The sequence below is a fragment of the Nitrosomonas aestuarii genome, from assembly GCF_003046585.1.
GTDB classification, from domain to species: domain Bacteria; phylum Pseudomonadota; class Gammaproteobacteria; order Burkholderiales; family Nitrosomonadaceae; genus Nitrosomonas; species Nitrosomonas aestuarii.
Genome location: NZ_QAAE01000002.1, coordinates 298,366 through 318,045, shown reverse-complemented (window position 1 = coordinate 318,045; position 19,680 = coordinate 298,366). Strand labels below are relative to the sequence as shown.

At 44.9% G+C, this 19,680-nt stretch carries 16 protein-coding genes; 10 read left to right on the top strand and 6 right to left on the bottom strand.

Features of this window, described 5'->3' with window-relative positions; translation table 11 throughout:
• Positions 1-4,404, top strand: a 4,404-nt coding sequence (locus C8R11_RS03125; RefSeq protein WP_280523856.1) for an SdrD B-like domain-containing protein, incomplete at its 5' end; no start/stop codon positions are given.
• Between the two features lie 250 nt (positions 4,405-4,654).
• On the top strand, positions 4,655-4,984 hold the full coding sequence (locus C8R11_RS03120) for a hypothetical protein (protein WP_107794414.1): 330 nt from the start codon (positions 4,655-4,657) through the stop codon (positions 4,982-4,984).
• Positions 4,985-5,119: 135 nt separating this feature from the next.
• Here C8R11_RS03120 and C8R11_RS16610 read toward each other — a convergent pair whose 3' ends face one another.
• Positions 5,120-5,293, bottom strand: coding sequence for a hypothetical protein (locus C8R11_RS16610; RefSeq protein ID WP_244907524.1), 174 nt, complete (start codon positions 5,291-5,293; stop codon positions 5,120-5,122).
• Between C8R11_RS16610 and C8R11_RS16880 the strand changes: the two genes are divergently transcribed.
• From C8R11_RS16880 to C8R11_RS03105, 3 genes are all read left to right on the top strand, one after another.
• Positions 5,292-5,420 (top strand): hypothetical protein, encoded by a 129-nt coding sequence (locus tag C8R11_RS16880; RefSeq protein WP_280523855.1) that lies wholly within the window; start codon positions 5,292-5,294, stop codon positions 5,418-5,420. The genes C8R11_RS16610 and C8R11_RS16880 overlap by 2 nt on opposite strands.
• Positions 5,421-5,913: 493 nt before the next feature.
• Positions 5,914-6,897, top strand: coding sequence for a hypothetical protein (locus C8R11_RS03110; protein WP_107794412.1), 984 nt, complete (start codon positions 5,914-5,916; stop codon positions 6,895-6,897).
• Positions 6,890-7,783: an EamA family transporter gene (locus C8R11_RS03105; RefSeq protein ID WP_107794411.1), complete on the top strand. Its 894-nt coding sequence runs from the start codon at positions 6,890-6,892 to the stop codon at positions 7,781-7,783. Before C8R11_RS03110 ends, C8R11_RS03105 begins: the two co-directional genes overlap by 8 nt.
• A gap of 167 nt (positions 7,784-7,950) precedes the next feature.
• On the opposite strand, the gene pyk is transcribed toward C8R11_RS03105, so the two are convergent.
• Positions 7,951-9,405: a pyruvate kinase gene (gene pyk / locus C8R11_RS03095; RefSeq protein WP_107794409.1), complete on the bottom strand. Its 1,455-nt coding sequence runs from the start codon at positions 9,403-9,405 to the stop codon at positions 7,951-7,953.
• A gap of 253 nt (positions 9,406-9,658) precedes the next feature.
• Between pyk and C8R11_RS16005 the strand changes: the two genes are divergently transcribed.
• Together C8R11_RS16005 and paeA are read left to right on the top strand one after the other, a co-directional pair.
• The gene (locus tag C8R11_RS16005; protein WP_107794407.1) at positions 9,659-10,060 is read left to right on the top strand and encodes a hypothetical protein; all 402 of its coding nucleotides are present in this window, start codon (positions 9,659-9,661) and stop codon (positions 10,058-10,060) included.
• A 181-nt stretch (positions 10,061-10,241) separates the two neighbouring features.
• Positions 10,242-11,561 carry a polyamine export protein PaeA gene (paeA, locus tag C8R11_RS03080; RefSeq protein WP_107794406.1) on the top strand — a complete coding sequence of 440 codons (1,320 nt, stop codon included), beginning with the start codon at positions 10,242-10,244 and terminating at the stop codon, positions 11,559-11,561.
• A 227-nt stretch (positions 11,562-11,788) separates the two neighbouring features.
• Here the strand turns inward: paeA and C8R11_RS03075 are convergent, their stop codons facing one another.
• Positions 11,789-12,178 (bottom strand): hypothetical protein, encoded by a 390-nt coding sequence (locus C8R11_RS03075; RefSeq protein WP_107794405.1) that lies wholly within the window; start codon positions 12,176-12,178, stop codon positions 11,789-11,791.
• Between the two features lie 283 nt (positions 12,179-12,461).
• On the opposite strand from C8R11_RS03075, the gene C8R11_RS03070 reads away from it, so the two are divergent.
• The gene (locus C8R11_RS03070; protein ID WP_107794404.1) at positions 12,462-12,800 is read left to right on the top strand and encodes a hypothetical protein; all 339 of its coding nucleotides are present in this window, start codon (positions 12,462-12,464) and stop codon (positions 12,798-12,800) included.
• 8 nt (positions 12,801-12,808) lie between these two features.
• Here the strand turns inward: C8R11_RS03070 and C8R11_RS03065 are convergent, their stop codons facing one another.
• Positions 12,809-13,219 (bottom strand): GNAT family N-acetyltransferase, encoded by a 411-nt coding sequence (locus C8R11_RS03065; protein ID WP_107794444.1) that lies wholly within the window; start codon positions 13,217-13,219, stop codon positions 12,809-12,811.
• Positions 13,220-13,611: 392 nt separating this feature from the next.
• Between C8R11_RS03065 and C8R11_RS03060 the strand changes: the two genes are divergently transcribed.
• Positions 13,612-17,376, top strand: a complete 3,765-nt coding sequence (locus C8R11_RS03060) for an ATP-binding protein (RefSeq protein WP_342352449.1) — start codon at positions 13,612-13,614, stop codon at positions 17,374-17,376.
• 27 nt (positions 17,377-17,403) lie between these two features.
• Here C8R11_RS03060 and C8R11_RS03055 read toward each other — a convergent pair whose 3' ends face one another.
• Both C8R11_RS03055 and C8R11_RS03050 read right to left on the bottom strand, forming a co-directional pair.
• Positions 17,404-18,381 (bottom strand): 2-hydroxyacid dehydrogenase, encoded by a 978-nt coding sequence (locus C8R11_RS03055; RefSeq protein WP_107794403.1) that lies wholly within the window; start codon positions 18,379-18,381, stop codon positions 17,404-17,406.
• Positions 18,382-18,413: 32 nt separating this feature from the next.
• Positions 18,414-19,046 carry a dienelactone hydrolase family protein gene (locus C8R11_RS03050; protein ID WP_107794402.1) on the bottom strand — a complete coding sequence of 211 codons (633 nt, stop codon included), beginning with the start codon at positions 19,044-19,046 and terminating at the stop codon, positions 18,414-18,416.
• Between the two features lie 257 nt (positions 19,047-19,303).
• Here C8R11_RS03050 and C8R11_RS15845 point away from each other — a divergent pair, with 257 nt between their 5' ends.
• Complete coding sequence (locus tag C8R11_RS15845) at positions 19,304-19,546, top strand: hypothetical protein (RefSeq protein ID WP_146159060.1); 243 nt, start codon at positions 19,304-19,306, stop codon at positions 19,544-19,546.
• The last annotated feature ends 134 nt before the right edge of the window (positions 19,547-19,680 follow it).

The window sequence follows — 19,680 nt, the reverse complement described above, 5'->3', positions numbered from 1 at the left end:
GGATTAAGCGATATTATCAGCCTGGCAGCGGGTGAATCCAATCAAACTATTGATGCAGGGCTAGTGCAACCCACCCCAGAACCCGCATCGATCTCAGGATTTGTTTATTGCGACGATAACGATGATGGCGTTAAAGATGCCGGCGAGGTGGGCCTGAACGGTGTGACGATTCAGTTACTGAACGCCGCCGGCGTTGTGATCAGCACGACCACCACTGCCGCAGATGGTTCCTATTCGTTCACAGGCCTGGATGCAGGCACTTACAGTGTCGTAGAACCCACCCAGCCTGCTGGTAAAAATGATGGCAAGGAGACAGCCGGCAGCACCGGTGGCAACACAGACGTTAACGAAACCATTAGCCAGATCACGGTTAATGCAGGTGAAAACAGCACTGATAACAACTTCGGTGAAGTCCTCCCGCCACCAGAACCCGCATCAATCTCGGGATTTGTTTATTGCGACGATAACGATGATGGCGTTAAAGATGCCGGCGAGGTGGGCCTGAACAATGTGACGATTCAGTTACTGAACGCCGCGGGCGTTGTGATCAGCACGACCACCACTGCCGCAGATGGTTCCTATTCGTTCACAGGCCTGGATGCAGGCACTTACAGTGTCGTGGAACCCACCCAGCCTGCTGGTAAAAATGATGGCAAGGAGACAGCCGGCAGCACCGGTGGCAACACAGACGTTAATGAAACCATTAGCCAGATCACGGTTAATGCAGGTGAAAACAGCACTGATAACAACTTCGGTGAAGTCCTCCCGCCACCAGAACCCGCATCAATCTCGGGATTTGTTTATTGCGACGATAACGATGATGGCGTTAAAGATGCCGGCGAGGTGGGCCTGAACGGTGTGACGATTCAGTTACTGAACGCCGCCGGCGTTGTGATCAGCACGACCACCACTGCCGCAGATGGTTCCTATTCGTTCACAGGCCTGGATGCAGGCACTTACAGTGTCGTAGAACCCACCCAGCCTGCTGGTAAAAATGATGGCAAGGAGACAGCCGGCAGCACCGGTGGCAACACAGACGTTAACGAAACCATTAGCCAGATCACGGTTAATGCAGGTGAAAACAGCACTGATAACAACTTCGGTGAAGTAACGCCAACCCCTGGCATCGACATCGAGAAATTTGTCAATGGCATTGATGTCACTGATCTCAACATATTGCCAGAAATCGCAGCCGGCGCGAATGTCACCTTCACTTACGATGTGACTAACACCGGCAATGTAGCCTTCTCACAAGCGGAAGTATTGGTCAAGGATGATAACGGAACGCCTGACAACCTGGCCGACGACTTCATCCCGGCATTGGTCACAGCCAGTGATGTGGGTTCAGATGGTATTCTGAGTGTAGGGGAAACGTGGATCTATACCTCTGCCACAATGGCAGCACAGGATCTATCCGTCACAACGACCTCTGATGCAAACTTCATTTTCTCGGGCTCTTCCAGTACTACAGGCTCGAACGGAAACATCCGCACGTTCACCGCAAACGGGGTCACTGTCGATGCCAGTGCACATAGCCGAAGCGCCTCTGGAGACTGGAACACCGGTTACGTGGGTATCTATGATGGCGGCCTGGGAGTCACAAATTCCGGAGAGAGTGGCAGCAATCATCGAGTCGATAACGGCACGCAGGTAGACTATCTCCTGTTCGAATTTAACAAAGACATCACTGTCGACAAGACGTTCCTTGAATATGTTGTAAATGACAGCGACATCTCAATTTGGATCGGCGATCGTAACGGGGCTGACATTTCCACCCTAAGCGACGGCCTACTCCAAAGCTTCACCAAAGAGAATAACTTCACCAGCAGCAACAATTCTCGCTGGGCTGACATCAACGACAGCGGACTGACGGGTGATACCCTGGTGATTTCCGCCTACACCGAAGGCTCCAATGACGAGTTCAAGCTCAAAAAACTGAACACATCTGTGTCCGAGTCTGTTGGCAATGGAGAATACCTGAATGTAGCAACCGTCACGGCAAATGGTGTCAGCGACAGTGATACCAGCGGGTACATTAACTCGGTATCAACCCCTGGCATCGACATCGAGAAATTTGTCAATGGCATTGATGTCACTGATCTCAACATATTGCCAGAAATCGCAGCCGGCGCGAATGTCACCTTCACTTACGATGTGACTAACACCGGCAATGTAGCCTTCTCACAAGCGGAAGTATTGGTCAAGGATGATAACGGAACGCCTGACAACCTGGCCGACGACTTCATCCCGGCATTGGTCACAGCCAGTGATGTGGGTTCAGATGGTATTCTGAGTGTAGGGGAAACGTGGATCTATACCTCTGCCACAATGGCAGCACAGGATCTATCCGTCACAACGACCTCTGATGCAAACTTCATTTTCTCGGGCTCTTCCAGTACTACAGGCTCGAACGGAAACATCCGCACGTTCACCGCAAACGGGGTCACTGTCGATGCCAGTGCACATAGCCGAAGCGCCTCTGGAGACTGGAACACCGGTTACGTGGGTATCTATGATGGCGGCCTGGGAGTCACAAATTCCGGAGAGAGTGGCAGCAATCATCGAGTCGATAACGGCACGCAGGTAGACTATCTCCTGTTCGAATTTAACAAAGACATCACTGTCGACAAGACGTTCCTTGAATATGTTGTAAATGACAGCGACATCTCAATTTGGATCGGCGATCGTAACGGGGCTGACATTTCCACCCTAAGCGACGGCCTACTCCAAAGCTTCACCAAAGAGAATAACTTCACCAGCAGCAACAATTCTCGCTGGGCTGACATCAACGACAGCGGACTGACGGGTGATACCCTGGTGATTTCCGCCTACACCGAAGGCTCCAATGACGAGTTCAAGCTCAAAAAACTGAACACATCTGTGTCCGAGTCTGTTGGCAATGGAGAATACCTGAATGTAGCAACCGTCACGGCAAACGGTGTCAGCGACAGTGATACCAGCGGGTACGCAAACCCGCCGGCCACACTGAAAGCCAGCATTGGAGACAAAATATGGTTTGATGACAACGGAAATGGCTTGCAGGATAACGGTGAGACAGGTGTCGCTGGAGTAACCGTCATGTTACGCGCAGCAAATTTTACAGATGGGCATGGCGGCACCATTATTGCACAGACTACTACTAATGCTAATGGCGATTATTTATTTAGTGATCTCATGCCGGGTGATTACCAAATTGACATAAAAGAATCCACTTTGCCAACTGGCTACCAATTTACTACACCTAATCAGGGTTCAAATGATAATTTGGATTCTGATGTTTTAGAAACTTCAACGATCCCGTTAAATTGGGGGGTCATGGCCAATACTACACTGGATGCAGGTGAGCACGATCGTTCCTGGGATGCAGGTATAGTGTCTCAGAAAGCTTCCATTGGTGATCGCGTGTGGGAAGATATGAATCATAACGGCATTCAAGATTCAAACGAACCTGGTATTAGTGGTATTACTGCAACATTATATGGTTGGAACGGCCGCAATCATTATGTCGTGGCACATACCAGCACGAACAGTAACGGTAATTATCTATTTACCAATTTGGATGAAGGTTACTATTTCGTCAAATTTGATAAAGCTGGTGTGCGGCATGATAGCGGCTGGGGCGGCAACTTTAATATGAGCGACTGGTACTGGGCACGCAAGGATGCCGGTAATAACGACAAAATAGACAGTGATGTATATAAATTCTCAAAAGATACGACGTATACCGACTGGACCTATCTTGAAACTGGCGAGAATGATATGAGCTGGGACGCTGGTATCACGCCAATCGTAATTGACCTGGATGGAGACGGCGTTGAAACCGTTTCCAGGGTTGATTCTAAAGGCACATTTGATCTACTTGGCACTGGCAGTGCAATAAAATCAGGCTGGGTTGGTAGTGATGATGGTCTCTTGGCTATTGACGCTAACGGCAATGGCGTTATTGACGATATTTCCGAATTATTTGGTGGTTCTAATAAAGGTGACGGTTTTGCCAAGCTGGCTTCTTTCGACAGTAACGGTGATGGAATGGTTAATGTGGATGACGTTGATTTTTCCAGCCTATTGGTTTGGCAGGATGCCAACGGTAACCATAAAACCGATGCAGGTGAGCTAACAAGCCTAGCTGATGTTGGTATTGAAAGCTTAGCGGTAGCGTTTACTGAGTTACCTTTCATTGATGCTCAGGACAACCTTCATTTGGAGCGCAGCTCAGCGACCCTGACAAACGGTACAACAGTCGACATGACTGATGTTTACTTTAATGTATCGCTTGCAGATGCACAAGCTGCTGGAATTGATTCACCTTCACTGGCCGAGCTATCAGGTTACGATCAGGTTATTCCTGGAGAAGTGGTTGATATCCTGCCATCGTTTGTAGTTGATCTAGGTTGGGCTGTATAGGCAAACGTTAATAACAGGTAGATGTTTAAGGGGCCAGCGATATTAGTTCGCCAGCCCCTTAATCGATGGGTATCAATTTCACTCAAAGTTCGTACTGGTATTGCCAAGTTAACTCTCGCAGATCTGCCAAAACATTAAATGTACTGACCTTAGGCTAACGTAACATTTTCCAAGACGCAAAGACACCTGGTTGTTGATACCGGTCGGCATATTATCGTGTGGCGGCCTTATTTATGCACTGGTGTGAAAAATGTGGAGAAACCTTGCCAACACCTATGCAGCACCTTCGGTGAAACAGCACCTCGCAGCTTTGAACATGCTAATTGCCTGGCTGGTCATCGGTCAGGTGATGTCTTTTAATCCGGCAGCTTCGGTGCACGGACCGAAACACGTTGTTAGAGAAGGCAAAACAACAATCCTTGATGAGCATGAAGTACCTGAACTGCTTGAATCTTTAAGTACAGGTAAGTTATCGGATCTGAGTGACCGGGCTATTCTGGGATTCATGGTTTATTCTTTTGCGCGCGTCAGTGCATCAACTAAAATGCAGGTCAAAGACTTTTTATCAGCAAGGCAGTAAATCCTGATTTATTCTGCATGAAAAAGGTGGAAAATCAAGCAAGGCCGCTGCGCACCATAGAACCGCCGGTTTCGTTGAACAATATATTGTTGCCGCCGGATAGAAGATGCGCGCAATACGTCACTGTTCCGCAGCTTAAGTCGTCGCGGCAATGCCATAACTGACAGGGTCATTGATCGGAAGAACGTTTTTCATATGACTCACCAGAAAATTAAGAAACAGAGCTGCCATAGCTTTAGGGACACCGGCATCACCAACTCTCTGCAACATAGCAGGGATATTGAAACGGTGGCCAGGAATGCAGGTCATGCCTCAACCCGTACGACACAGCTTTATGCCCGGCAAAACTATATTTGTTAATCAGGGAGAAATTGAGCGTATTCGACTTCAGGAAAGGCTGAAAACTGTTAACTCAGGCGAAGACTACGTGATCTAAAAAGTAAGATTTTTAATGCGTCAATGCGAACCGGCCAGGATAATGGACACGAGATATACTGAATGAATTTATTGAGCCGAGAAAAAGCACCTTCTGGAATGAGGGTGCTTTGAAATAACTTTCATTGGGAGAAAGAGCAGGTTTAAGTTTTAACCAGGGTGAGGAAAATCAAACTGCTTATTGAACATTCTACAGATAACTGCTACATAACATTGATAAAGGACAACGTAATTTACCCCCTATTTTTGTTTCGCAATTAAGGATAATGTGTATATTTGTGCATAAATACAACCTAAATGTCAACCAGCGCTGAAATTGTGCCAGTTTTTCTCAGGAAATTGCATTCAATCTTTCCAGTTTAGTTGTTATTACATTATTTTTAGTATTTAGTCGCTGCTGAAAAACTCTCGCGTATTTCAGCAGCGACTATCTATGTGCAAGATAACAAAAGTAAGAGTTATCGAGAAACAATCAACGGGGCGATAAAAAGAATATGTTTAACCAGAAAAAACGCTGCAAGATATGTAAATCTGTTATTAGTCCGAAGGCTGATATTTGTCTGCACTGTGGACACCCAGAAAGAAGAGAAAATCTTGAGAAAGATGACTCCGAAGCAGGTATTGTTGAATATGCCCGCCTAAAACCAGCATATCCTTGGATATTGATAACTTTTTTCTTTGTCACATATTTTTTTGTTCTTTTATTTTTTATTTTACATATCGCGGGATACTCTATCTCACTTGAAGTAAGTCACTATGTTTTTCTTCTTTATATTTCTTTATTTACTTCATCCTGGATTGTTTATTTTAATTCGCACAAAAGGAGCGCCAGCTATAACTTTGATTATAAATCCAGGCAAGCAACAATTTTTAAAATTAGATCACTCAGAAGGCTTTTGTCAGAGAGCAGCATTCAATGGAAAAATTCAAATAAAGAGATAGCTCAGATTGGGCTTGAAGATTCATTCCGGCGGAAATCAAGCACGAGCATGCAAGTATTAGCTATCCTAATCGCGGTTACAGTTTTGCTCATGGATCGAGTTAGCAATCTGATCAGTGCAAACTCCAATGACGCAACTTTTATCGAAAATGGAATGTTGTATTTATCCGGATTTTCTTCAATTGTATCCTTTATTTGCTTTGTAATATCAGTTGATGCTTTGGATGTGGTATTCAACAAATTTTATACCGCACGTGACAGACATTTAATCTTGCAACATTATTATCAGTCAACTATTAACCCCAGATATTTCGGAATGTTAGGCATGATACTAGGCATTATATTTCTTGCCGCTTATCATGATCCGCTTGCGGGATGTTTTGCCGTTGGAGTCACTTTTTTTATTGGCTATTATCATTGGTTTCCAGATATCCCGATAAATAATCAAGAAACACAGAATATTATGAATAATAGCTTTAGAATTTTTTTATGGCTTCTGATGCTTGTACCCATTGTTTTGTTAATTTCAAATGCCTGAGTACTCTTACGCTATTATCAGTGCACTATTATGGGCGATTTCAGCTCCCATTGTTAATCGTGGGATGGAGAATTTTCCAGAGGAAAATCGTAGTTCGGCTACATTCATTGCTCTTTTTTGTGCACTCATTACAGGAACTTTGTCGCTTTATCCTTTTACAAGTAACGATGTATTTGATGCTCACAACATTAATGTGTATATCATACTATCTGGAGTATTTACTTTTCCAATTGCGACAGGACTGTATTATCTTTCTACACATGCGTTTGGAGTTAGGGCAGAACTAGCATCGCAGTTTGCTAAGGTAAAACCGCTTTTTTCAATTCTATTTGCAGCTTTCTTTCTTGGCGAAACAATTGAACAATCATCCATTATAGCAATTGCATTAATAATCATCGGATTATTAATGTTCGTAAAAGCTGCTTGGATTGCAAATTTTTCCATACGCGCTCTTCTGTTTGGTTTGTTGACAGCAATGGCTTGGGCAACAGGGGAAGTATTTGTAAAGCTTGGTTTTCAAGAAGCGAACGCTCTAGACAATAGCTTTATTGCGCTGGCTTCATCTTTGTTACTGGTACTAATTATCATTCTTCCTTCATTAAAACAATTTCTAGTGAAAAGCACCCTCACTTGGATAGCACCGTTTGCTATACATGGAATTTTAAGTTTTTCTTTCGCATATGCTTGTTTTTTCAAATCTATTACAATGATTGGCGTAACCAAAACAGTAATAATAAATGCCTTCTGGCCCGCGCTCTCAGTGTTAATTGTTTTTGCACAGAAACGTTTTATGGGTGAACCATACAAGATAAGCGTTTATCTAATCGCTGCTATTGTCCTGCTTGTATCAGCAAGTATTACTGTAATTACGAACATAGAAGCATAATAGACATTAGAGACGAGCCCGGCATGCTCCAGAAGATACGGTTTTGACGGGTGAGCATGCTGCCCGACCATTTCTCCCGACTCCCACCCACCGACATTAGAACAAAATAGCCTTTCAAATAATGCAAGTATACAGCCCGCATCATTCACGCGTAGATTAAGGGGATTTTACACCTTCAGTACACGAATAAGATCCGTGCCGCCGACTCGATGCTGGGTTCCCGCAGTCACGACCACGACATCTTTTGCTTTGATGTAGCCAAGCTCCTTGGCTCGGCTTACAGCAAATTCCAGTTTGGCACTGTCGTCACTACCCTCTTCGCAAAGTAATGGTATTACACCCCAGTTCATGGACAGCCGTCGCGCCACAAGCTGTGAATAGGTAACCGCCACGATCGGGCAGTCAGGGCGATTTTTGGAGATTAACCGGGACGTGAAGCCTGTTTCGGTAAGGCTGAAAATGGCAACGGCTTTGAGCTTTTCAGCCATGTTTACCGCTGACTGGCTGACTACCTCGGGAATGATATTTACCGGGTCCATGCGGGTTTTCTGTAAATAACCATACTCGTTCAGTGATGCCTCTGCCCGCTGGGCAAGAATGGACATGGTGCGCACCGCTTCAACAGGGAATTTGCCTACCGCGGTCTCCCCCGAGAGCATAACTGCCGATGTACCGTCAAGAATAGCGTTGGCTACGTCGCTGGCCTCGGCGCGGGTGGGTTTGGGGTTGCGTTCCATGGAGGCGAGCATCTCGGTAGCGGTAATCACTGGTTTGCCGTTCATTACCGTGGTACGGATGATTTTTTTCTGGAATCCTGGGACCTCTGCCAACGGCAGCTCGACGCCGAGGTCACCGCGTGCCACCATCACCCCATCCGCTGCCTTCACGATTTCATCAAGGTGCTTGATGCCGGCCTTATTTTCGATTTTGGCGATGATCGGCGTACGACGTTCCGTCTCCAGAAAAATATCACGGATACGGTGGATATCCTCCGCGCTTTGTACGAAAGATGCAGCCAGGTAGTCCACGTCATTTTCTGCAGCGAAGTTGACTTCGCGGACAATGTCATCTCTGAACTCAGGACTCACCGCATTAACCGCCAGCTCGGTAGCAGGCAGGTTGACGCTTTTATTTTCCTTCAAGACACCGCCATGGACGACCTGGCAGATGATTTCGTTATTTGCAACCGAAGTAACTTCTAGTTCGATGGCGCCATCATCAATCAGGATCGGGGTTCCCGGCTTTACTTCACTCGGCAGATTTCTGTAGGTCACAGAGACACCATCACCGGTGCCGATGCGCCCATCTGTGTGTAAAGTAAATTTCGTACTGCGCACCAGTTCTACCGGGCTGCCACTCAGCTTGCCGGTGCGAATCTCAATGCCTCGAGTATCGACCATAATAGCCAGTTGCACGCCCATCGCGTCGGCAGTATCACGGATCAAGTCCAAACGGGCCTGGTGCTCCTCGATAGTGCCGTGGGACAGATTCAGGCGAGCGACATTCATTCCTGCTGCGATCATCTCTTTTAGAATATCGGGTGAATCACTGGCCGGACCAATGGTCGCAACGATTTTTGTTTTGCGCAGGCTGTTCAGATTGTTCATTGCATCATATTTCAAAATACCTCTCTCATCAGGGGAGGCACACTGTGACTTGGTAACCTGGTCGATTATAAACTAATCATGGCAATAGTTAACTTGATTATCGACTTCGAGACAGACTTCGGGTTTCGGATCGCGCACTTTGCGAAATATTATTAAACGACAGCCGATCAATTGAATAGCACATGGCAATATGACTTTCAGAGGCGGATTCAAAAATAGGTCTATCAACCAGAGATTGCCTTCGTATGACCCATAAATACCGGCTTGGATGACCATTGTTATCCAGCAACTTTTTGTGATCTTAGATACTAATTGGCGACATTCGGAAATGACTTTTTTCAATTCACGCATAACAGCTTCAAAACGTGAATTGTCTTTTTTCCTGATTGTTTGCATTTATGCAAAAACAGTAGCCAATCTATGCTGTTTAGAGCAAAACCCGTATCAGGTAATATGTGGTTTCGCATACATACGAAATAAAAAAACAGCGTTAAAAGTGCGATACAACATTTTAATCAATTTGCTAAAGAAGAGAATTACTAAGTCACGTATTAATACAAAAAATCATCAGACAGCTACAGGCGAAAAACGGAAATTACGTGTTTCGGTTCAACAAAAACATGGCATTGTGCCAAATTTTTTACGCGTATTTTCGCAGCTTGAAAAATAATAAGCAGATATAATCAGCGTTTCATACTGTTGATTACAATTGCAAATTTATACTCGTAATCAGGATGTAAATTCATTAAGTTACACTATTTTTCCTACACAAGCGTGTATTCAGAAGATGATTCTTCGCAAAATATGGGTTTGCATTACATCGTTAAAAAATATCGAAATTAAGGTGTTAGATGAGTTTTTTTGATAGTGCTATGATTATTCTAGGACTGATTGCTATTAGCTGCTTTTTTTCTATGTCAGAAATTGCACTGGCAGCCGCCCGGAAAATGCGTTTACGCCAGATGTCGGACGAAGGGGATACCAGAGCAGAAAAAGTGCTGCATTTACAATCACATCCAGGCAATTTTTTTACTGTCGTACAAATTGGGCTCAATGCGGTGGCCATTATGGGCGGTATTGTGGGTGAATCAGCATTTACTCCTTATTTCCAGATGTTGTTCGCGCCATGGCTAAACGATCCTTGGCTGACGCAGGTGAGCTTTGCTCTTTCCTTTGCTATGGTTACCAGTCTATTTATTTTAATAGCTGACCTTATGCCTAAACGTATTGCAATGACAATCCCTGAGCGGGTAGCAGTAATACTTGTTGGTCCTATGATGAAGTGTATAACCATACTGAAACCTCTGGTTTGGCTATTTAATGGGTTAGCGACGGGGATATTTCGTCTGCTTCAAATACAAACGACGCGCAAGGATGAAATTACCTCAGATGATATTTATGCTGTAATGAGTGCTGGTGCTGAAGCAGGGGTATTAGATAGAGACAAGCAACAAATAATGGAAAATGTATTTGGAATGCAAACTGTTCCTGTCACTTCTGCCATGACAGCAAGGGAGGGATTAGTTTACTTTTTATTGCAAGACAGCGAAGAAGACATCAAGCGTAAAATTGCCGAAGAACCGCACACCAAATTCTTGGTTTGTGATGGCCAACTTGACATGATTAAAGGATTTGTCGATGCCAAAGAACTGTTGCTTCGAGTCATTAATGGCGAGAATATTACGCTGAAGGACAGCCCGCTGGTGCATAACTGCTTGATAATCCCCGACACGTTAAACCTGTCTGAATCCATGGAGTATTTTAAGAATAATCGTGCTGATTTCGCGGTAGTGATGAATGAGTATGCCTTAGTAGTTGGCATTGCTACTACCAATGATCTTCAGCGCGCAGTTATGGGCGATTGGTCATTGCATGAGAGTGAAGAACAGATTATCGCTCGTGACAGCAATTCCTGGCTAGTTGATGGCGTAACACCAATTACTGATGTGATGCGGGCTTTTGGTATTGAAACATTTCCGCATAGCCAGAATTATGAAACGATCGCCGGTTTTATGATGTATATGTTACGTAAAATCCCAAAACGCACCGACTTTGTTAATTATGCTGGATTTAAGTTCGAGGTGGTAGATATCGACGCCTATAAAGTAGACCAGTTGTTGGTAACTCGCATCGACAATTCTGATAACTCATTATCTAAAGACGACATTTAGAATGTAAACACGAATTTTTAGACAGATGCCTTAGGAATGATGTTCTCATTTATCAACCTGCCTCTGGGAGCCTGATGGGATCATAATAAACTTGAACCAGTGTTGTCACCAAGTCTGATGTTTCCTTTTTTTGTTGTAAAAACCTATTCCGACCCGTTTTAAAGCACGTCTCCTTGTGCTGGTATACACCCGTCTTGCATGTTTGCTTATCTGATAGATTACACTTATCAGCGTTGAATCGGTATCGGGGGTTTGCAATAAAACCGGGATGGAAATTCATCGCTGCGCCGCCGGTTGCGGATGACATCTCCACCTTCAGCGACACAGGCGGCGGTTGATCTGTCCAGACTGGGAAAATATTCATTAGAACCGGGTTGTGCGGATGTGGGGGGCACTTTTGCGCGGATTCTGGCGCAGACTTCTGGTTCGTCTGGTTTGGGCGGTTCACTTTCCATGGGAGGCAAGGAACATAATTGACAGGGATCGCCAGGACATAGGCAGCCCTCACAGCTTGCATAAGTCGGTACCGCCAGTAAAATCAGCCACAAGCCGGAAACCGTTACAATGAAGCGCTTGAGGTGACGTACGATTTTTATCGGATTAAGAAGTTGTTTCATTTTTTGGCCGATGCTCCAGTAGAAATAGCAATTAAAATGTGAATTGTCTCTTCATCACAACTAAAACGCAAAAAAACATCTGGCCGTTCTTGACTATGAGGTTAAATACGCAGATGATCTTAAATTTTGAAATCGAACAAACAATACTCCTACTCCATCAACTGAGTGATGACGATTACAGCGTCCACAGGATCTTACGTCACAAGAAAGGCGCGACGCGCACGCAACAACTCATAGATCCATACCAAGTGAGTACTAGCAGCGTATTAATTAAGGGATTCAAATGAAGATATTCATTATTTTATTTCTGTCCGGTCTGTACATTTCTACAACCCATGCCGGACTTAGCGAACAGTTGCAACAGCTCCAGCTGCGTGCGAACGCGGCTTATGAGCAAATGATAAGTGCTAAAAAAGAAGCTGAATACTTGGAAAAAGATGTCGCATTTGCCGAAAGAGAGCTTCAGGCAGCGAAAAAACGATTAGCCGATGTTGAGCAGGATGCCGAAGCTGCCCGACAGAAATCCGCTGAAGCCAACAAAAAGCTGGAACGGGCAACAAGTCAATGGAAAGAAGCTTCCGATATATTGGAGCGCGAATGGCTGGAATCCGGGAGAAAATAACTTTCCCGTTATAATTTTAAAAACATTTTGATATGTGACATGCCTGCTTCGATGAATTCTTCGCCGACAACCTGAAATCCAAACTTTGCATAAAAAGATTTTGCTGTAACCTGAGCATTCAATGCAACTTTTGTCATGCCGCGTTGTCTGGATTCGTCCAGCAAGCGCTGCAGCATAGCACTGCCGATACCTTTTCCACGCCAGGTTTTTAATACTGCCATGCGGCCGATATGACCATCTGGCAACAGCCGCGCGGCACCTACCGGTTCACCTGCAGAACTGGTCACAAGCAAATGTGTGCTCACTGGATCAAACGTATCCCATTCCAGTTCTTTCGGTACATGCTGTTCATGAATAAAAACCGATTCCCGGACTGCTCTCAGCGATGGTGCTGCATCTTGCCACTGAACAATGCTCATCTGACAAGTAGAAGTATTCGTTTTGATGAAATGACTGGTGTTCATAATAACTGATTAGAGCGTATTATCTGAACTCTGTAAAGATATGCTATTGATGCGAACCAACGTTCGATTGTTGAACAATTTGCTGCATTGCTACTGCGATGTAAAAACAGGCTCAAATATACAATTTCGCATACCCTTGACCTACCCCCTTTATTGTCTTGTATTGCCTGTCCCAAAAACGTTTTTCAACGACCTGCAAATCCGGTAATCTGATACCATGACATTAACAGTTGCCGGGATCAAGCATCGGGGTGACTTATCAGTTAATACTGACTGTTTATCTTAAAACAGGATAAGCCAATTTAACTGGAACTGGAGCGCAGTTTCAGTTATCGCGGGGGAAAAAAATGAAAATGAAATTTACTTCGCTTACACAACGTTTTGCTGTTTGGTTTACATTGGTTTCTTTATTACCGATTGTTGTCATCGGTAATAGTTTTTTACATACTTTTGAAAACGAAATTCAGAAAACAGTTATCGAGAATCTATCAGCCATCGCTGATAAAAAAGTCGAGCAGATAGATACATATCTCAATGAACGCTTGCTCGATGCCAATTTACTGCATGATTCGATAGCAACCCGCACCGCGATGCTCGGGTTTCCAGAAGTTTTTGAAGAACAAGGCGTCGATTCGGATGCCTATCGTCGGCTGGACGCACAGTACCGGGATCACTTCAAGCGTTTTGTCGAAGATGCCAGTTACTACGACTTATTTCTGATCTCATTGAAAGGCGATATCGTTTATACACAAAGTCATGAATCCGATTTTGCCACTAACCTGATTACAGGACCCTACAGCAATACCGGCCTGGGCCAGGTAACCCGTCACGCATTAAACAATCTGGAAAGCTCAATTTCTGATTTTGAGTTTTATGAACCATCTCATGGAGCTATTGCAGCATTTATCGCTTACCCTATTATTATCAGGGACAAAATTGTAGGCGTACTGGCCCTACAAATATACAGTGAACATGTTTTCGAGGTTTTATCAAACAATATCGGATTAGGTGAAACCGGTGAAACGGTAGTTGTACGTCTTGAGGATGAAAATACCGCATTGATTATGGCACCACTGAATAATGACGCCGATGCGGCCTTAAAGCGCAAAATGCCACTTTCAACACCTCATTCAATCGCTCTAAAGAACGCATTGTCCGGTCAACCTGGGGCCGCTATCATGCTGGATTACCATAAAAAGGGTGTAGTTGCAGTATGGCGTTATCTACCGCGCATGAAATGGGGGATCGTGGTTAAAAAAGATGTAGATGAAGCTTTTGCCAATGTATATAAAGTACGCCAGTACAGCATGATCATTTTAGGCGTCACACTGCTCGGCGTTATTTTCGGCGCTATCCTGTTCAACCGTCGTGTCGTCACACCATTAAAACAACTTAACAACGGCGCAATGGAAATTGCTGCTGGTAATTTGCATCAGCGTGTTTTTATTGCTGGCTGGAATGAAATGCGGCAACTTGGGCATACATTCAATATCATGGTCGAACGTTTGAATGCCAGCAATCAGGAACGGAAGAATGCGGAATTAAATCTGCGTCAGCTTAATCAGGATCTTGAAAACCGGGTTGTCGCGCGCACTGCCGATTTGCAACATGCTAATGCGGCGTTGGCGATTAAAGAAGAGGAAACGCGTTCGGTAGTTGAACATATGGTTGATTGTGTCGTAACAACAGATCAGATTGGCGTTATCCTTTCGGCGAATCCTGTTGTAGAAAAACTGTTTGGCTATACACCCGAAGAAATAATCGGACAGAATGTGGCTATATTAGTACCTGAGCCTTATCGGTCCGAGCATGTTTTTTACATGGAAAGGTACTGCCAAACCGGGCATGGCCAGAAATATGTAGGGAGGCCCTATGTCAAAGGCACGCACGGAATCGGTCTGGGTCGGGAGGTCGAAGCGATACACAAAAACGGTGAGTTAATTCCGGTATATCTTGCAGTCAGCGAATATTTTGTTGGAAAAGAGCGTCATTTTACAGGCGTTATGCGTGACATGCGTGAGCATGTACGCATAATGAATGATTTAAAACAGGCCAGAAATGAGGCCGAAGCAGCCAATCAAGCCAAATCCGCCTTTCTTGCCGCCATGAGCCATGAAATTCGTACACCTATGAATGGGGTGATTGGTATGATTGATGTGCTGAGACAAACCAGTCTAAGTGGTTATCAGATAGAAATGGCAAATCTGATACGTGACTCGGCCTATGCCTTGCTTGCCATCATTGAAGATATTCTGGATTTCTCCAAGATCGAAGCCGGCAAACTGGAAATTGAAAAAATCCCTATGCCACTGGCTGGTGTCGTGGAAAATGCCTGCGGTATGCTTGCGCATTTGGCGCAAAGTAAAGGTGTGGAGCTAACCCTGTTCATTGATCCTGAAATTCCGGACAATGTACTGGGCGACCCCTTGCGTATTCGCCAAGTGCTCGTCAACATTATTAATAATGCAATCAAGTTTTCCAGCAAGCAGGAAAAACCGGGCAAAGTTTCAGTGCGTGTATTACTGACAGAATCCGAACCCGACCAGGTTGTCATTACATTTCAGGTTACCGACAACGGCATCGGGATGAACAAGGAAACGCTGGAGAATCTTTTCAAATCCTTCTCGCAGGGCGATCCATCAACCACGCGCCGCTTTGGCGGCACTGGTCTTGGACTGGCTATTTCTCACCATCTGGCGGAATTGATGAATGCAGAAATAGCTGTACAAAGCGAACCGGAGCAAGGTTCTACCTTTATTATCCAGATGCCGTTTAAACCGTTGCCGGCAACTGACAAATCCAAGCACAAAGCCGCTGAATTGATTGGATTATCCTGTCTCATATTTGGTAATCACCACGGATTAAGTGACGATCTGGCTGTTTATTTAAAAAGTGCCGGCGCATCTGTTGAACAGGTGCGTAATTTGGCCGCAGCGCGTGAATATATAAAAAGCCTGGAATCCGGTTTATGGCTGATTGTTGTTGATGCCGGACATGAAGACCCACCCGTTGAAGAATTGCGCGCAGCCTTTAATGATCGATCCAAGTCGTTGCGTTCAACCCTGGAACCGCATTTTATTATAATCAAGCGCGGCCGCCGCCGCCAGGCGCGCGTTGAAGATATTGATATTGTCACACTGGATGGCGATGTCATGTATCGCCAGTCTCTTATACGCGCACTGGCAATCGCTGCCGGAAGAATTGAACCAGATGAAGAAGAGTCTACACTCGCAGATACAACTATCAAATCAAAACCAGAGTCCCTTTCACGTGAAGAGGCCTTAAAACAGGGCAAGTTGATTCTGGTGGCGGAAGACAATGAAATCAATCAGAAAGTAATCAGACAGCAGCTGACTTTACTCGGTTATGCCGCCGATATCGCCAACGATGGACGTGAAGCACTGGGGCGTTGGCAAAATTGCAATTACGGCTTGGTACTGACAGACCTGCATATGCCCGAAATAGATGGCTTCGAATTGACAAAAAACATTCGTGAACTGGAGTCAGACGATCAGCATATCCCGATTATCGCTTTGACCGCTAATGCGTTAAAAGGCGAAAGGGAGCACTGTCTGACTGCCGGGATGGACGATTATCTGAGTAAACCGGTGCAACTGGAGGACTTGCAAACCACATTGGAAAAATATTTGCGAATCAATGGCTCAGATTCAGAAGAAGAAACTCAGACAGGTGAAAAAGCGGCTGCATCGCCGACTCAGCCTGCTGGTGACACAGAATCTGCTGCAAAAGTACCTGTCGACGTACATATACTTGAAGAACTCATAGGGGATGACCCGGAAACAATCAAGGAAATGCTGCGGGATTTCAGGATCAACACAGCTAAATCGGCGGCTGAACTGCGCACCGCGTATCAGAAAGGTCAACTGACAACCGCCGGTTCCATCGCGCATAAACTCAAATCATCATCACGTTCTGTAGGTGCCCTGAGCTTAGGTGAACTATGTGCTGAAATGGAACAGGCCGGCAAAAAAAATGACCAAAAAGTGCTTGATGCTTTACTGCCAAAATTTGATGCGGAATTAAAAAAGGTTGAAGCGCATCTTGATACGCTCTGTACACCTGAAGCCTCAGTTGATCAGCGCCGTTCATGAAACCAGCTGTGGTGCCTTATTCAATGCTCATCTACTTGCTTGATCAACCGCATCCATGACTTGATTAAAAGGCTTGTTATGATAAAAATTATGAATATTATTCGCTATCTGATTGAGTAAGCGTTGACGGGATTCTCTGCTGGCCCAAGCAACATGCGGCGTAATTATCAGGTTCGGCTGCTGATACCGCAACAATCGGTTTCCATTGGCAGGTGGCTCTTCCTGCAATACATCCAGACCTGCACCTGCAATCCGCCCTGTTGACAAACTACCCAACAGATCTGCTTCGTTTACTATCGCGCCGCGTGCGGTATTGATGAGATAAGCTGAGGGCTTCATCAAATCTAGTTCTCTTCGGCTTATCAGGTTGCGGGTTTCGTTTAAAAGGGGACAGTGCAGCGTAATGAAATCCGCCTGTCTGACAACTTCATCAAAAGCCGCTCTGCCTGGGCGCACTGATTTATTCTTATGCTCAGCAATCAATATTTCCATGCCAAATGCCCTGGCCACTTCTGAAACTGCTTTGCCCAATTCGCCGTACCCGATAATACCCAAAACCTTGCCGGATAATTCTTCGATATTGTAATCCAGTGGGCAAAAATGTCTACTGACTTGCCATTGTCCGTTATTCACCAATTGCCGGTATTCTTCAAAATTACACGCAAGATTCAGCATCAGCATGAAAACATGTTGTACAACGGACGGCGTTGCATAACCACGAACATTGCATACGGGCACATTGCGCTCAGCTGCGGTCACTAAATCAATATTGTTATAACCAGTTGCCGCTATACAGATTAGTTTCAAGCGATGGGCGGAGGCAATTATTTCCCGATTTAATGAAAACTTATTACACACCACAACTTCTGCATCACTGATTCGTTTAGCCACTTGATCGGCATCGGTTTCGTCATAATACCGCCACGGCGATATCGTCTGCTCGAGCGCGGTACAATCCATATCACCCCGTGTCACAGAACCAAAATCAAGGAAAACAGCACTCATTTTGCAGATCCTTCTATGATTTTCTCAGTATCTCATTGTTTCAAGTATTTCAAAAACCAGTTGGTCGCATGTAATGCGGTTTGTTCCAGCGTGCCCGGCTCTTCGAACAAATGCGTTGCTCCGGGAATAAGCGTGAGCTCCTTTGCACATAGTAATTTTGCAAAAGCGCATTGATTCAATTCAATAACACCATCATCCGCGCTGCCTACAATAAGCAATGTGGGCGCAGTAACTTTCTCAAGTGTCATATCTCCAGCTAAATCCGGTCGGCCGCCACGTGAAACCACTGCCGAAATTTGATTATCTTTTTTTGCGGCTGCCAGTAGCGCCGCCGCAGCGCCAGTACTGGCGCCAAAATATCCCAGCGGTAATGTTTGCATTTCCGGATTGGTTTGCAACCAGTCGGTCGCACCAAGCAGACGTTGTGTTAAAAGATCGATATCAAAACGCATAGTGTAATCCAGATCCTCATCGCGCGTTAAAAGATCAAATAACAGTGTGCCAATACCGCTTTGTTGCAGTATTTGCGCGACAAAAAGATTTCGTGAACTTAATCGACTGCTGCCGCTACCATGTGCAAATATAACAACACCTTTCGCAGCAGGTGGCAATATCAGTTCGCCTTCAAGTTCGACGGAGTCTACTGGAAGATGAATTGTGTTCATAATAACGCGCCTGTTTTTGATTGAATGGACAAATTACAATAGTGTTTTCAAATCATATATCGCTTGAGTAGAAAAGTATAACAAATTCAGGTACAGAGCAATTTGTTGTTGCTTAACATACCCCGACACAATTCCAGGCCGTAATAACTTACGTGATAGTGTAATAGCAAGAATGCGTAAAAGTTCGTCCATACCATCTTGACAGCCCATGGCTCCAGCGCATCTTCTTTGTTTCCAAAACAAGCTGTATTCATTAAATGTTCTACTATTTATTGTGCCTGTCTGTCTTTCCAAGTGCCTATTTTCGTTCGACAACAGGGGTTATCAAGCTGCATGTCGAACTCAATCACAACGGTTATCATTCTCCGTTTGCCGCCATCACTGAAGGAAAAACAAGTCACGTGACAACAATGAAATTTTATACACAATACAGTGCCTGTCACCTTTTCTCTATAGTCTTTGTCGCTCAAGCAATGGCGACTGAGAATATCTGTAACTAATCGAATTCGTTGATGTCGATTGAAAATCTTTATTGTTGACAAACCGGACTGGTCATTTGCTGAACTGAATTATTAACGTAATATTTTATGTCTATCAGGCGACGACCTGGTTGCAAAAGTAAATCTGAATGTGC